The organism is Amycolatopsis sp. QT-25 (assembly GCF_029369745.1).
GTDB lineage: Bacteria > Actinomycetota > Actinomycetes > Mycobacteriales > Pseudonocardiaceae > Amycolatopsis.
The window spans coordinates 7,075,408-7,088,852 of sequence record NZ_CP120210.1 but is presented as its reverse complement, the minus strand read 5'-3'; the positions used below and the strand labels follow the sequence as shown (position 1 = coordinate 7,088,852).

The window sequence follows — 13,445 nt, the reverse complement described above, 5'->3', positions numbered from 1 at the left end:
GGGCGCCTCACGGCAACTCCACGATCTCCTTGCCCAGCGGCATCAGCGAGACCGGGATCATCTTGAAGTTCGCCACGCCCAGTGGGATCCCGATGATCGTGACGCAGAGCGCCACCCCGGTCAGCACGTGCCCGATGGCGAGCCAAAGCCCGGCGAAGAGGAACCAGATGACGTTGCCGATCGTGGACGCGGCCCCGGCGTCGCGCCGGTCCACCACCGTGCGGCCGAACGGCCAGAGCGCGTAGGCCGCGATCCGGAACGAAGCCAGCCCGAACGGGATGGTGACGATCAGGATGCAGCAGATGACGCCGGCGACGACGTAGCCGAGCGCCATCCACAGACCGCACAGCACGAGCCAGATGACGTTCAGGAGCAAGCGCATCAGACGTGCAACTCCCCGCTGGCCACGGTGACCGCCTGTCCCGACAGCAGGACGCGGTCGCCTTCGAGACTCATCCGGACGATGCCGCCGCGGGCCGACGCCTGTTCGCCGACGAGCTCGTCCCGGCCGAGGCGAGCGGCCCAGTACGGCGCGAGGACGCAGTGCGCGGAGCCGGTGACCGGATCTTCGTCGACGCCGACGCCCGGCGCGAAGAACCGGGTGACGCAGTCGATCCCGTCGACGTCGCCGGGGGCGGTGACCATCAGCCGCCCGTTCCAGTGCGCGCGCAGCGCGGCCAGGTCCGGTGCGAGCGAGCGCACCACGGACGCGTCGTTCACCACCGCGAACAGGTTGGCCTTGCTGCGCCCGACGTACTCGAACTCCACGCCCGGCAGGATCGACGACAGGTCGTCGTCCGATTCACGGGGCGGATCCGACGGGAAGTCCATCGACACCCAGCCGTCTTCGGCGCGGCAGCGCAATTCACCGCTTCTCGTCATGAAGGCCTGCTCGCCGCCGAGGACGTGCGTGGTCGCCAGCGTCGCGTGCCCGCACAGGTCGACTTCGGTCTCCGGCGTGAACCAGCGAAGCGACTTCGGGCCTTCGCCGCCGACCTCGACGAAAGCCGTCTCGGCGTGCTTCAGTTCGGCGGCGACCGACTGCATCCAGCCCGCGTCACCCGGTGAGTCCAGCAGCACGACTCCGGCGGAGTTACCGGCGAAGGCTTCGGAGGTGAAGGCATCGACGATGTAGAGGCGCATGCTCCCGACGATATCGGCCACGGCCATACCCGGCCTCCGGGTTTTCCCCGAGGTGGTCTCCCTTCGCGGGTGGCCGTGGTCACGCCGGGTTCCTAGACTCGACGCGTCGCTGCCGCCGAACGCAGGAGTCGCCATGCCCGACGTCCCCGCAGTGCAGGCTTCATCGAGTTACGCGTCGGGAATCTCGGACACCCCGCTGCTGGGGGACACCATCGGGGACGACTTCGATCGCACCGTCGCCGCCTTCGGCGACCGGGAGGCGCTCGTCGATCGCGCCGCGGGGAAACGCTGGACCTACGACGAACTCGCCGCCGAGGTGAACGCGCTCGCGCTGGGTCTGCTGGACCTCGGGATCGCCAAGGGCGACCGCGTCGGCGTCTGGTCGCCGAACCGGTGGGAGTGGACCTGCGTCCAGTACGCCACCGCGAAGATCGGCGCGATCCTGGTCACCATCAACCCGGCGTACCGCTCGCACGAACTCGAGTACGTGCTGAACCAGGCCGGGATCAAGCTCATCGTGGCCGCGAACGCGTTCAAGACCTCGGACTACGCGGGCATGATCGCCGAAGCGGGGCCGAAATGCCCGGCGCTGGAACACGTCGTGCTGCTCGACGGCCCCGCGTGGGTGTCGCTGCTGGAGGCCGGCGGCAAAGCCGACCGCGCGGCGCTGGCCGAGAGGCAGGCGGCGCTGTCTCCGGACGACCCGATCAACATCCAGTACACCTCCGGCACCACGGGTTTCCCCAAGGGCGCCACGCTGAGCCATCACAACATCCTCAACAACGGCTACTTCGTCGGGGAACTCTGCGGCTACACCGAAGCCGACAAGATCTGCATCCCCGTGCCCTTCTACCACTGTTTCGGCATGGTGATGGGCAATCTCGCGGCGACGTCCCACGGCGCGTGCATGGTCATCCCGGCGCCCGCGTTCGAGCCGAAGGCCACCCTCGAAGCCGTCGCGGCCGAGAAATGCACGTCCCTGTACGGGGTGCCGACGATGTTCATCGCCGAACTGGCCGACCCGGATTTCGCTTCCCACGACCTGTCCTCGCTGCGCACCGGGATCATGGCGGGCTCGCCCTGCCCGGTCGAGGTGATGAAGCAGGTCATCGGCCGGATGGGCATGGCGGAGGTGTCGATCTGCTACGGCATGACCGAGACGTCGCCGGTGTCCACGCAGACGCGCGCGGACGATTCGGTGGAGCGGCGGGTGTCGACGGTCGGGCGGGTGGGACCGCATCTGGAGGTCAAGGTCGTCGATCCGGAGACCCGGCTGACCGTGCCGCGTGGCGAACCGGGTGAGCTCTGCACCCGCGGGTACTCGGTGATGCTCGGTTATTGGGAGCAGGCCGACAAGACGGCCGAGGTGATCGACGCGGCGCGGTGGATGCACACCGGCGACCTCGCGATCATGGACGCCGACGGCTACGTCACCATCACCGGCCGCATCAAGGACATGGTCATCCGCGGCGGCGAGAACCTGTACCCACGCGAGATCGAGGAATTCCTCTACACCCACCCGGACATCCTCGACGCGCAGGTCATCGGCGTCCCGGACGAGAAGTACGGCGAGGAACTGATGGCGTGGGTCCGCATGCGCGAGGGCGCGGAACCGCTGACGGCCGAAGCGGTGCGGGAATTCTGCGAGGGAAAGCTGGCGCGCCACAAGATCCCGCGGTACGTCCATGTCGTCGAGGAATTCCCCATGACGGTCACCGGAAAGGTGCGCAAGGTCGAGATGCGCGCGGAGTCGATCAGCATCCTCGGGCCGGCCAAGTCGACCGCCACCGAACGCCTCTGACACTTCGGGGCACCCTGTCACAGGGTCGACGCGCTAGGCCGTGGTGGCGGCAGCCGCGGCGATCGCCTTCGCGTCTTCTTCGCCGAAGGCCTCTTCGAGGTTCTCCGGCGAATAGTCGAGGTCGATCCGCTCCACCGGCATCCCGCGCGCGGACTCGATCGCGCCGAGGCGCCGCTGCGCCCGGTCCGCCGCGTACTGGAGGATCTCCTCCGGATCGTTGTCGAACGGGATCTCCTCGAACTGGTCCTGCACCCACTGGATCATGCCCAGCGCGTGGGGAAGCAGCTCGCCCATCCGCTGCTGCACCGCGTCCCACAGCGAGTCGTCCGCGGCGACGTGACGGCGGCAGGTGAAGGTGCCCCAGGCCATGTGGCGGCGTTCGTCGTCGCCGATGCGGCGTACCAGTTCCTGCATCCCCGGCAGGATGTCGTACTGGGCGCAGATCAGCTGCCACGAGTAGTACCCGGTCAGCGCGAGACTGCCTTCGATGACGTGGTTGTAGGTGACACTCGCGCGGATCTGGTTGAGCGGACTGGGATCGTCCTCGAGCGCCCGCAGCGACCGCGGCAACTCCTCGTAGAAAAGCTTGCGATAGTGGGGATTTTCGGCGACGTACGAGTGCAGGTCCTCGGTGAGCCCGACGGCGTCCATCCAGCGGCGGAACACCTCGGTGTGCTTGGCCTCCTCGAAACAGAACTGGGTCAGGTACATCTCGTCACCGAAGCGGCCCGTCGCGGACATCGCCCGCATGAACGGCTGGATGTCTTCGGTGACGGCCTCTTCCCCCGCGATGAACTGCGCCACCAGATAGGTCGCCGACCGCCCCTGCTCCGCGTCGAGGGTGTCCCAGCCCTCGCGTTCACGGGAGAAGTCGATGTCGGCGGGGTTCCAGAACTTGGCGTTGCCCTTGACGAACAGCCGCAGCGGGAACGAGTCCCAGTTCAGCCCGCCCTTGCGCAGTGCGGAAAAACCGGTCCGCAGCTCGGAAAGAGTGTCGGTCATGACGTCCCCTTCGAATCGGTGGTCAGCGCCCGTATCGCGGGCGCCAGCACGGCGACGACTGAAGCCGCCGCCCCGTCGGCCGAATGCGTCGGCATGACGAGATGGGACAGGGAAAGCCGCACCACGGTCTCCGCCAGCAGCGCGGCGGACTCCGGCGAGAGCGACGGCTCGAACTCGCGGTACTGCCCGGCCGTGACCTCGGTGGCCGCGGTCAGGATCGGTTCGCCCTTGGTGGTGAGCAGGGGAAGGAGGTCTTCGCCTGCTTCGGTGCCCAGCGTGGTGGCGACGAGCCGGTTCTCGCGGGCGTGCTCGATCGTGTAAACGACCGCTTCGCGGATCCCGTCGCGCAGGTCCCGCGCGTGCTGGACGCGCTGCCGGATGCCCTCCAGGAATTCCGCCGTGGTCCGCAAGACCACGGCCCGCGCGAGCGCGGGCTTGGTGCCGAACTCGTTGTACACGGTCTGCCTGCTCACCCCGGCGCGTGCGGCGACGTCCGCCATCCGCAGGGCCGTGAAGCCGTGTTCGGTGAGCAGCTCGGTGGCCGCGTCGAGCAACGCCTCCCGCAGGGAAGCCTTGGTCCGATCGGAGAAGCTCGTGATCTCGCCCACGGTGTCAGCTTGACACAGATCACATCGACGTCAAAGAAGTTGACGAGCATCCATCCGGTGTAAATCGGTCGTGGTGGCGGCTACCGTGATCGGGTGGGCATCACGGTGGGGTTCGACCTCGACATGACCTTGATCGATCCGCGGCCGGGCATGGTCGCGGTGATGAACGCGCTCGGCGTGGAATCCGGCCTGCCGCTGGACGGCGAGTTCTTCGCGGCCAACCTCGGCCCGCCGCTCGACGACAGCCTGCGCGGCTTCGGGGCGCCGGAGGAACGCATCCCGGAGCTGGTGACCCGGTTCCGCGCGATGTACCCGGAGACCGTCGTGCCGGTGACGGTCGCGCTGCCGGGAGCGGCCGAAGCACTGCACGCGGTCCGCGAGGCGGGCGGGCGCACGGTCGTCGTCACCGGCAAATACGGCCCCAACGCGAAACTCCACCTGGACGCCCTCGGGTTCGAGGTCGACGTCCTGGTCGGAGAGCTGTGGTCGACGGAGAAGGCCGCCGCGCTCACCGAGCACGGCGCCCGCGTCTACGTCGGGGACCACCTCGGCGACATCCGCGGCGCGCTGGCGGCGGGCGCCGTCCCGATCGGGGTCACGACGGGCCCGTGCACCAAGGACGAATTGCTCGCGGAAGGAGCCGACGTGGTGTTCGACTCGCTGACCGAATTCCCCGGCTGGTTCAGCTCTTTCGGCGAGCCTCGCGAACCAGGGCGATCAGGCCGAGGGCCAGCCCCAGCGGAGTGACGACACCCGCCGCGGCGGACAGCCACACCGGCAGGTTCTCCAGTCCGGCGGCGAACAGGACGAACACCGCTGTGACGGCGATCATGCCGAGGGCGAACAGGCCGATGCCCACCCGCATCAGGATCGGTTTGCCGGGCTTTTCGGGCACGGCCACAGCGGCCTCCTTTACTGCGGTCTCCATGAAGCAGAGGGTATCCGCTTCTCCACCGGGCCTGTGTCGAGATACGCTTGAGGGACGCGCGCCCTGGGTACGCCCCCGGGCGCGTTCGTTGTGAGCGGGACAGCAAAGGATTGGTGAGGGAAGTGCCGACCGGCAAGGTCAAGTGGTACGACGCGGAGAAGGGTTTCGGTTTCGTCACCCAGGATGGGGGCGCCGACGTCTACATCCGCAAAGCCGCGCTGCCACAGGGCGTCGAAGGACTCAAGGCCGGGCAGCGCCTCGAGTTCGGTGTCGCCGACGGCCGCCGCGGGCCGCAAGCGCTCTCCGTCCGGCTGCTGGACCCGCCGCCCTCGGTCGCCGAGGCGCGCCGCCGTCCCGCCGAGGAGCTGCACGGGCTCATCGAGGACATGATCAAGCTGCTCGAGCTCAAGGTGCAGCCGGACCTGCGGCGCAACCGCTACCCGGACCGCAAGAACACCAAGCAGATCGCCGAGATCATGCGCGCCGTCGCCCGGGACCTCGATCCCTGATCGGCGCCGTCTCCGGCAAGCGCCATGAAAGGTCCTTTCCTTGCAAAATTCGCAAGGAAAGGACCTTTCATGGCGTTCACGGTGCGTTGGGTGCCTCTGCTGGGCTCTGAAGCGTGATCGGAGTCAGGAGGCCTCACTACGTTCGAGGTAGGCACACAGAGGCCCCGCCGCCACCACGACAGCGCGTGAAAGCCCCGCCCGCGCGATAGCAAAGGTCCCTTGCTCCCTCAGGCGGCAGGCGGCTCGATCTGCAGCGACCAGATCGCCGTCGTGACCGCCTCGGCGTCCTCCGGACGTCCGGTCCGGCTGATCACCGAAGCCTGCGCGACCTCGACGACGAGGATCTGGTCGTCGGGCCGGGGTGTCGTCACGGTGTGGGCGAACCGGTCCAGCGACGTGATGATGTCCTGCTTGAGTTCCTGCGGCTCGCCCTTGCCGTTCACGTACTGCACCGTGACCTTCCACGGCGTTTCCGCGATCGCGCTCGGCACGGAGATCTGCACCGGCTTCCCCGGCCGGACGCGCAGCTTGCCGGCGGCGTCGGGTTTGGTCGTGCACTGGGCGCTCTTGATGTCGCAGGACGCCAGCGGGGCGACGTTCACCGTCTTGCCGTCGGCGAAGAAGGTCACCTCTTCGGGGCCCGGGGCCGAACAACCGGCCACCACGAGACCACCCGCCGCGAGCAGGGCCAAACTACGAAGTCGCCGCATACGTGCAGATTACGAGTCCGGCCGCCACCGGGAGTCACCGGCCCGCGAGGGGATCGGCGATTCGCTGGTCGGCTCCGGCCGCAGCGGCCGGTCACCGCCGAGTCCCGGGATCAGCGAAGTGCCGCGCCGGACCAGGAACGTCTGCGTGAAGCCGACCGCCAGCAGGATCGAAAGCACCAGGAAGCCGATCCAGTACGTCGGCGGCAGCAGCAGGCCGACGGCACCGCCGAAGCACCAGGACATCTGCAGCACGGTCTCCGACCGGCCGAACGCCGACGCGCGCGACTCTTCCGGCAGGTCTTCCTGGATGACGGCGTCGAGGCTGATCTTCGCCAGCGCGCTCGCGGTCGCGCCGACGAGCGCGACGATCGCCGCCGTCGCCAGCCCGGCCGCCACGGTGGCGACGACCGCGATGCCCAGACAGGCTCCGACACAGGCCAGGATCACCTGATCAGGTTTGCCGAAGTGCAGCCGGGAGCCGAGCGCGTTGCCCAGGAAACCACCGGCACCGGCCGCGGCGCCGATGATGCCGAGCAGCAGCAACTGGTCGAACGGGCTCTGCCCGCTGCCCTCGGCCTGCGCCTTCACCGCGAACGCGGAGAACATCATCAGGAACCCGGTCAGCACGCGGACGGTGCCGTTGCCCCACAACGAGACGACGATCTGCCGTCCCATCGGCTGCCGCTGTTTCTTGACCCGCCGTTCGGGGTGCGCGGACAGCGAAGCAGGCACTTCGCCTTCGGTCTTTTCGACCCAGGACGGGATGCGCATCGACTGCACCGCGGCCGCGACGCAGATCAGCATGGTGAACCACAGCGCGCCCTGCGAGCCCCAGATCGCGTTGACCCCGCTCGCCAGCGCACCGAACGCGCCGGCGGCGATCAGGCCGAACACGGTGAGCCGCGCGTTCGTCTTCGACAGGGTGATCTCGGGCGGCAGCACCCGTGGGGTGACCGCGGCCTTGAGCACGGTGAACGACTTCGAAAGCACCATCATGCCCAGTGCCGCCGGGTACAGGAGCCAGTCGTCGAAGTGCAGTGCCATCACGATCGCCATCAGCGCCTGACCGGCCGAAGACACGCACATGGCGAGCCGGCGGCCGCGCTGGATCTTGTCCAGCGCCGGGCCGATCACCGGCGCGACCAGCGCGAACGGGGCGATCGTGATGAGCAGGTAGAGCGCGACCTTGCCCTTGCTCTCCCCGCTGGTGGCGGCGAAGAACAAGGTGTTGGCCAGCGCGATCGCCATCGCCGCGTCGCTGGCGTAGTTCAACATCACCGCGTACGTCAGCGAAGTCAGGCCCGACTTGTCGGCGCCGTCCGCCTTCGTGGCGCGCTGGAACGCGCCGACGGCCTGTCCGGTGAGCTGACGGCTGCGCATCGCCGCGACCCGGGTGACCGTGATCTTCTTCGGCATCTTCGGCAGGGGGCCCGCCCGCGGCGGGACCGCGGTCGTCGGGTGTTCCTGCGGCGGCCCCTCGGCGTAGCGCGGCTCGCCCGCGTAACCACCGGTGTCGTAGTGCTCGTACTCGCCGCTGCCCGGCGGGTGGTCGTCGTAGAACCCGCCCGGACGAGGCCGGACGGGTTCGGTCTGCCGCTGCGAGGGATCCGGATACGGCCGAGCGCCACGGGGAGGCGTCCGCGGCGGTGGTGGTGGGGGTGGGGGCGGTGGCTGGTGGTGACCCATCGGGATCGCGCTGGTGCGCGCCTCGTCCGCGGTCGGTCCGGCCGGATGCGGCCGGTGGTGGGGGTGGTGCTGCGGCTGGGGACGGGCCGCGCGCGGCGGAGCGGGCGGGACCGGCTGCTGGTCGACCTTCGTCGGCGGCGGCGCGGACCAGTTGCGCGCCTGGGCGGCGCCGGGCTCCGGCGTCCACTTCCGCTTGCTCTTGCGGCCACGCTCCTTGCCCGGCTTGCCGGAAGGCGTGCCGTCGCGTCCAGAGTTCGAGCCGAAGATTCCCACCCTGCAATCCTGCCTTAAGCGAGACCCGCTTCGCGCGTTCACCACTGCTTTCTAGGCGGCAGGGACGAATTTCACGCGGAACATCCTGGGCCAGAGCTTGCCGGTGAGCACGAACTCGTCGGTTCCGGGCACCGCCGCGATGCCGTTGAGGACGTCGGCGGAGCCCCGCTCGGCCTGCCCGAGCAGCCCTGAGGCGTCGACCTCACCGGTGACCCGCCCGGTCGCGGCGTCGATCCGTAGGATCCGGTCCGTCTGCCAGACGTTCGCGTACACCGAGTCCCCGACGCATTCCAGCTCGTTCAGCCGGTCACGTCCGACGTCGACGCCGCCCGTCGGCGCGAAGGTCACGGGGTCGCGGAAGGTCAGCCTCGCCGAGCCGTCGCTCATCACCAGCTGCCCGGTGCCCTCGCGGTGGCAGAGGCCCCAGCCCTCGCCGGAGTAGTTCACCCGCCTGAGTTCGGCCAGCGTCTTGGCGTCGCGTTCGATCGCGACGCCGTCCTGCCAGGTGATCTGCCAGACCGTCGGCCCGAGCACGGTGATGCCCTCGCCGAACAGGCCGGGCAGCTCCCGGCGGACCTTCGGCGCCGCGCCCGCGGGCCCGGCCCGCATCGACGACTTGCCGACCAGGCCGGTGCCCTCGTACAGCGTCTCGCCGGAGAACTCGAGGCCCTGGGTGAAGGCGGCCGGATCGTGCGGCAGGGACGAGAGCACCCGCACCTCGAGCTGCTCGGGTGCGGGCGGGGCGGCGTCGCTCGCCGGCGCGGCGGCGCAGCCACCGAGGACGGCGGCCAGCAGGAGCGACATGGTCATCGGCGTGCGCACGCGGACAGCCTGACACGGACCGCGAGATCGCGTGCGGCAGAATGGGGGCATGACCCTGCTGTTGACCCTGGACGACGGCTCCATCCAGCGCAAACTCGCCGAGGCGGTCGAGCTCGCCCGCGCCGCGGTGCTGGAGGACGCCGGTGCCGAACAGGTCGGCGCGCACGTCGGCGTGAACTCCGAGGACGCGGTCTCCGCGAGCCATCTGTTCGAGGCGACCGTGTCGGGTTATCGCGGTTGGCGCTGGTCGGTCACGGTCGCGCTCGCCGGTGAGGAAGAGCCGATCACGGTCAGCGAGGTCGTGCTGATCCCCGGCCCGGAAGCGCGCGTCGCCCCGGCGTGGGTGCCGTGGGATCGCCGCGTCCAGGCGGGTGACCTCGGCGTCGGCGACATCTTCCCGGCGGAGAAGGACGACCCGCGGCTCGCCCCGGCGTACCTGCAGTCCGACGACCCCGCGGTCGAAGCGGTCGCCAAGGAGGCCGGCCTCGGCCGGGTCCACGTGCTGTCCCGGCACGGCAGGCTCGACGCCGCCGCCCGCTGGCACAGCGGCGAGTTCGGCCCGCGGTCGGACATGGCGCGCAGCGCGCCGGACGTCTGCGGGAGCTGCGGCTTCTTCGTGCCGCTCGCGGGGTCGCTCAGCGCGGCCTTCGGCGCGTGCACCAACGACATCTCCCCGGCGGACGGCCACGTCGTCGACGTCGAGTACGGCTGCGGCGCGCACTCCGAGATCGAGGTCGAGGTCACCTCGTCGGTGCCGGTGGCGGAACTGGTCTACGACGACTCGCTGATGGACTTCGAGCCGATGCCGGAAGCGGCCACCGACGCCACCGAGTCCGACGCCACCGAGTCCGACGCCACCGAGTCCGACGCCACCGAGTCCAACGCCACCGAGTCCGACGCCACTGAGCCGGAAACCACTGGGCCGGAAACCACTGGGCCCGAGCCCGCCGAGGCCACGGTCGTCGACGAGTCCGAGGCCCCGGTCGCCGAGGTGCCCGAGACCGCCGAGGTCCAGCCGGAGGTCGAGCCGGAGGCCGTCGAGCAGGACACCGCCGACGAAGCGCAGGTCGAAGCCGAAAGCGCCAGTGAGCACTGACCCGTTCGGCACCGAGCGGCTGCGCGCCGCCGTCCTGCGCGCGTGGGCCGATTCGCCGACACGGTTCACCGAGGACACGAACACCGAGAACGACCTGCGCGTCGGCGGCTACCGTGACCGGCTGTTCGTCGAACTGGCGCAGAACGCCGCCGACGCGGCCTTGGCCGCCGGTGCCCGCGGCACACTCCGGGTGTCCTTTGTGGACGGTGAGCTGAGGTTCGCCAACACGGGCGCGCCGCTGGACGCGCGCGGTGTCGAATCCCTTGCCTCCCTTCGTGCTTCCGGCAAGGGGGAGGAGACCGTCGGCCGGTTCGGCGTCGGGTTCGCCGCCGTGCTCACCGTTTCCGCCGAGCCGCGGATCGTTTCCGCGACCGGTGGGGTCGCGTTCTCCGCGGCACGCACGCGGGCCGAAGCCGGCCGCACCGGCGAGGTTCCCGTGCTCCGGCTTCCGTGGCCGGTCGCGGACGACGAACCTCCCGTGCCCGAAGGTTTCACCACCGAGGTCCGATTGCCGCTGCGCGAGGGCGTCGACGGTCGAGCGGTGCTGGCGGAACTGAAGAACGACATCGGCGACCTCCTGCTCACCTTGTCCTGGCTGGAGACCATCGAGGTCGAGGGCGGTGTCTGGCGCCGGTCCGATCTCGGTGACGGTGTCGTCGCGCTCTCGTCGCCGGAAGGGTCCGAGCACTGGCAGGTCCATCGCGGCGACGTCGTCTGGGCCGTCCCGCTGGACGGAGCCGGTTCGCCGCGACCGCTCGGCGAAGACGTGCTGCACGCGCCGACCCCCACCGATGACGAGCTTTCCCTGCCCGCGAGGCTGATCGCGACGCTGCCCATCGAGCCGTCACGCCGTCGCGCGCTGCCGGGGCCGGAGCTGACCGCGGCGCTGAAGAACGCCGCGCGGGAGTACGTCTCTCTCGTCCGTTCCTTGCCCGCCGAGGAACGCCTGTCGCTCGTGCCCGGTGGGGGCTTCCCGCGTTCCACCGTGGACGGAACGCTGCGGGAAGCCATCCTCGAAAACCTCACCGACTCGCCCTGGCTTCCCGCGCAAGCAGGTGACGAATTGCCGGGGCGTCGGGCGCGTGTCCTGTCGGTGGACGTGCCGGGATTGGCGCCGTTGCTGGCCGATGTCGTGCCCGGACTGCTTTCTTTGTCCGGGGTGGACCTTCGCGCCGTGGGTGCGCGGTCGCTGTCGCCCGCCGAGGCCGTCGAGCTGCTGACCGGGGTCCAGCGCGAGCCCTCGTGGTGGCGCTCGCTCTACGACGTGCTGCTCCCGGCCCTCGAAGCCCACGACCTCGCCAAGGACGACCTCGGCGCCTTGCCGGTGCCGATGTCGGACGGCCGCACGTTGCCCGGCGTCCGCGACGCGTTGCTCGTCGGTGGCTCGGCGGAACTGCTCGAACTCCTGTCCGATGTGGACATCATCGGCCTGCGGCTCGTACATCCGGCCGCCGCGCATCCGTTGCTGGAACGCTTGGGCGCCAAGCACGCCGAGGCGAGTGACCTGCTCGAAGCCGACGCGTTGAGCGCCGCCGTCGAGCGCAGCGTCGAAGACGTCCGGTCCGGTTTGGACGGTACGGCGCTCGCCGGCGCGGTGCTCCGACTGATCGCCGAAGTCGGCGACGAAGCGCCCGAATGGGCGGGCGCGCTGGCGTTGCCGAGCGAGGACGGCTGGCGGCGCGCGGACGAACTCGTCCTGCCCACCTCGCCGCTGGGTGACCTCTTCGACCCCGAGGTGTTCGAGGAAGACGGCGCCTTGTCCGTACTGGACGAGGAATTCGCCGAGGACTGGCCGGCGAGCACGCTCGTCGCGGTCGGCGTACTCGATTCCTTCGCGATCGTCACCGACGACGAGCCGCTGGAACCCGAGCACGGCCTGCCCGACGAGCACGACTGGTGGGATTCGCGGGAGCGGCCGCCGTCGCGGGTGCTCGCCGTGCGCGATCTCGACCTCGTCGGCGACGACGTCTGGCCGGAGGCGCTGCGCTTGCTCGCGTCCCGCCCCGAGACCTGGCGTGCCCTCACCGAACCCGGCGGGCACACCGGCTGGTGGCTCGCGCGGTACGCGCTGCTGGACGGGCACGCGCCGCTCGATTGGCGGATGCCGGAGGCCGCCGCGCTGGCCGGGCTCTACGACGTCGTCCCGGATTCGGGGCTGAGCAGGGAAATCCTGCTCGCCGCCGGGGTGCGCACAGAGCTGGGAACGGACGCCGAAGACGTCGAAGATCTCCTGGAGCGGCTGGGCGATCCCGAGCGCGAGGTGCGCCCCGGCCTGGCTTCCCTGGCGCACGCCGCACTCGCCGAGTACACAGTGGACGTCACGCCGCCGGATCGCGTCCGGGCCGCCGACGGTTCGGCCGTCGCCGCCGGGAACGCCGTCGTGCTGGACGTGCCGTGGTTCGCCGCCGTGCTGAAGCCGGAGCGGATGGTCGTCTCGGCGAGCGGCGCCGCCGCGCTGGCGGAACTGCTCGACCTGCCGGTGGCGAGCGGGCTGGACGCCAAGGTCACCGAAGGCGGCGAGTACGTGCCGTGGACGGAGCTTTCCGCGCTCCGGCTGGCCGCCGATCAGCTGGGCGTCGAACTGCCCGACGGCGGCGTGCTGCTGCACGAGTCGCTGACGGTGACCTTCGAAGACGCCGAGCACGAAGTCGCCTGGTGGTCCGACGGCACGCTGCACGCCGCAGACACCCCCGAAGGCCTCGGCCGCGCCTTCGCCTGGGCCACCGACCGGTGGGCCGACCGCCACGTCCTCACGGCCCTGCTCGAGGACCCCTCGCCTTCGGCCCTGCTCAACTGACGCAATTCGTCACCTGCTTGCGATGAGTGCGCTCCGCACCCATCGCAGGCAGGTGACGAATTGCGGGGGA

General features: G+C 70.0%; 13 protein-coding genes. 5 read left to right on the top strand and 8 right to left on the bottom strand.

What is annotated here, in order from left to right; genetic code table 11:
• Positions 1-7: 7 nt before the first annotated feature.
• Positions 8-382: a YccF domain-containing protein gene (locus P3102_RS33210; protein ID WP_276364615.1), complete on the bottom strand. Its 375-nt coding sequence runs from the start codon at positions 380-382 to the stop codon at positions 8-10.
• A complete protein-coding gene (locus tag P3102_RS33205; RefSeq protein ID WP_276364614.1) occupies positions 382-1,143 on the bottom strand; it encodes a PhzF family phenazine biosynthesis protein in 762 nt (253 codons plus the stop codon). Before P3102_RS33205 ends, P3102_RS33210 begins: the two co-directional genes overlap by 1 nt.
• 133 nt (positions 1,144-1,276) lie before the next feature.
• On the opposite strand from P3102_RS33205, the gene P3102_RS33200 reads away from it, so the two are divergent.
• Positions 1,277-2,944, top strand: a complete 1,668-nt coding sequence (locus P3102_RS33200) for an AMP-binding protein (protein ID WP_276364613.1) — start codon at positions 1,277-1,279, stop codon at positions 2,942-2,944.
• Between the two features lie 33 nt (positions 2,945-2,977).
• Here the strand turns inward: P3102_RS33200 and P3102_RS33195 are convergent, their stop codons facing one another.
• Together P3102_RS33195 and P3102_RS33190 are read right to left on the bottom strand one after the other, a co-directional pair.
• Positions 2,978-3,946 (bottom strand): R2-like ligand-binding oxidase, encoded by a 969-nt coding sequence (locus P3102_RS33195; protein ID WP_276364612.1) that lies wholly within the window; start codon positions 3,944-3,946, stop codon positions 2,978-2,980.
• Positions 3,943-4,554 (bottom strand): TetR family transcriptional regulator, encoded by a 612-nt coding sequence (locus P3102_RS33190; RefSeq protein ID WP_276364611.1) that lies wholly within the window; start codon positions 4,552-4,554, stop codon positions 3,943-3,945. The genes P3102_RS33195 and P3102_RS33190 overlap by 4 nt, the downstream gene beginning before the upstream one ends.
• Positions 4,555-4,647: 93 nt before the next feature.
• Here P3102_RS33190 and P3102_RS33185 point away from each other — a divergent pair, with 93 nt between their 5' ends.
• The gene (locus P3102_RS33185) at positions 4,648-5,301 is read left to right on the top strand and encodes an HAD family hydrolase (RefSeq protein WP_276364610.1); all 654 of its coding nucleotides are present in this window, start codon (positions 4,648-4,650) and stop codon (positions 5,299-5,301) included.
• On the opposite strand, the gene P3102_RS33180 is transcribed toward P3102_RS33185, so the two are convergent.
• Positions 5,237-5,482, bottom strand: a complete 246-nt coding sequence (locus tag P3102_RS33180) for a hypothetical protein (protein WP_276364609.1) — start codon at positions 5,480-5,482, stop codon at positions 5,237-5,239. The genes P3102_RS33185 and P3102_RS33180 overlap by 65 nt on opposite strands.
• Before the next feature lie 122 nt (positions 5,483-5,604).
• Between P3102_RS33180 and P3102_RS33175 the strand changes: the two genes are divergently transcribed.
• Positions 5,605-5,991 (top strand): cold-shock protein, encoded by a 387-nt coding sequence (locus P3102_RS33175; protein ID WP_016337551.1) that lies wholly within the window; start codon positions 5,605-5,607, stop codon positions 5,989-5,991.
• 227 nt (positions 5,992-6,218) lie between these two features.
• Here P3102_RS33175 and P3102_RS33170 read toward each other — a convergent pair whose 3' ends face one another.
• From P3102_RS33170 to P3102_RS33160, 3 genes are read right to left on the bottom strand one after another with little or no spacing between them, the layout of a single operon-like run.
• Positions 6,219-6,701 (bottom strand): DUF2771 family protein, encoded by a 483-nt coding sequence (locus tag P3102_RS33170; protein ID WP_276364608.1) that lies wholly within the window; start codon positions 6,699-6,701, stop codon positions 6,219-6,221.
• Between the two features lie 9 nt (positions 6,702-6,710).
• A complete protein-coding gene (locus P3102_RS33165) occupies positions 6,711-8,660 on the bottom strand; it encodes an MFS transporter (protein WP_276364607.1) in 1,950 nt (649 codons plus the stop codon).
• 51 nt (positions 8,661-8,711) lie between these two features.
• The gene (locus P3102_RS33160; protein WP_276364606.1) at positions 8,712-9,482 is read right to left on the bottom strand and encodes a glutaminyl-peptide cyclotransferase; all 771 of its coding nucleotides are present in this window, start codon (positions 9,480-9,482) and stop codon (positions 8,712-8,714) included.
• 49 nt (positions 9,483-9,531) lie between these two features.
• Between P3102_RS33160 and P3102_RS33155 the strand changes: the two genes are divergently transcribed.
• The gene (locus tag P3102_RS33155) at positions 9,532-10,578 is read left to right on the top strand and encodes a DUF3027 domain-containing protein (protein ID WP_276364605.1); all 1,047 of its coding nucleotides are present in this window, start codon (positions 9,532-9,534) and stop codon (positions 10,576-10,578) included.
• Positions 10,568-13,375, top strand: a complete 2,808-nt coding sequence (locus P3102_RS33150; protein WP_276364604.1) for a molecular chaperone Hsp90 — start codon at positions 10,568-10,570, stop codon at positions 13,373-13,375. The genes P3102_RS33155 and P3102_RS33150 overlap by 11 nt, the downstream gene beginning before the upstream one ends.
• Positions 13,376-13,445 lie beyond the last annotated feature (70 nt).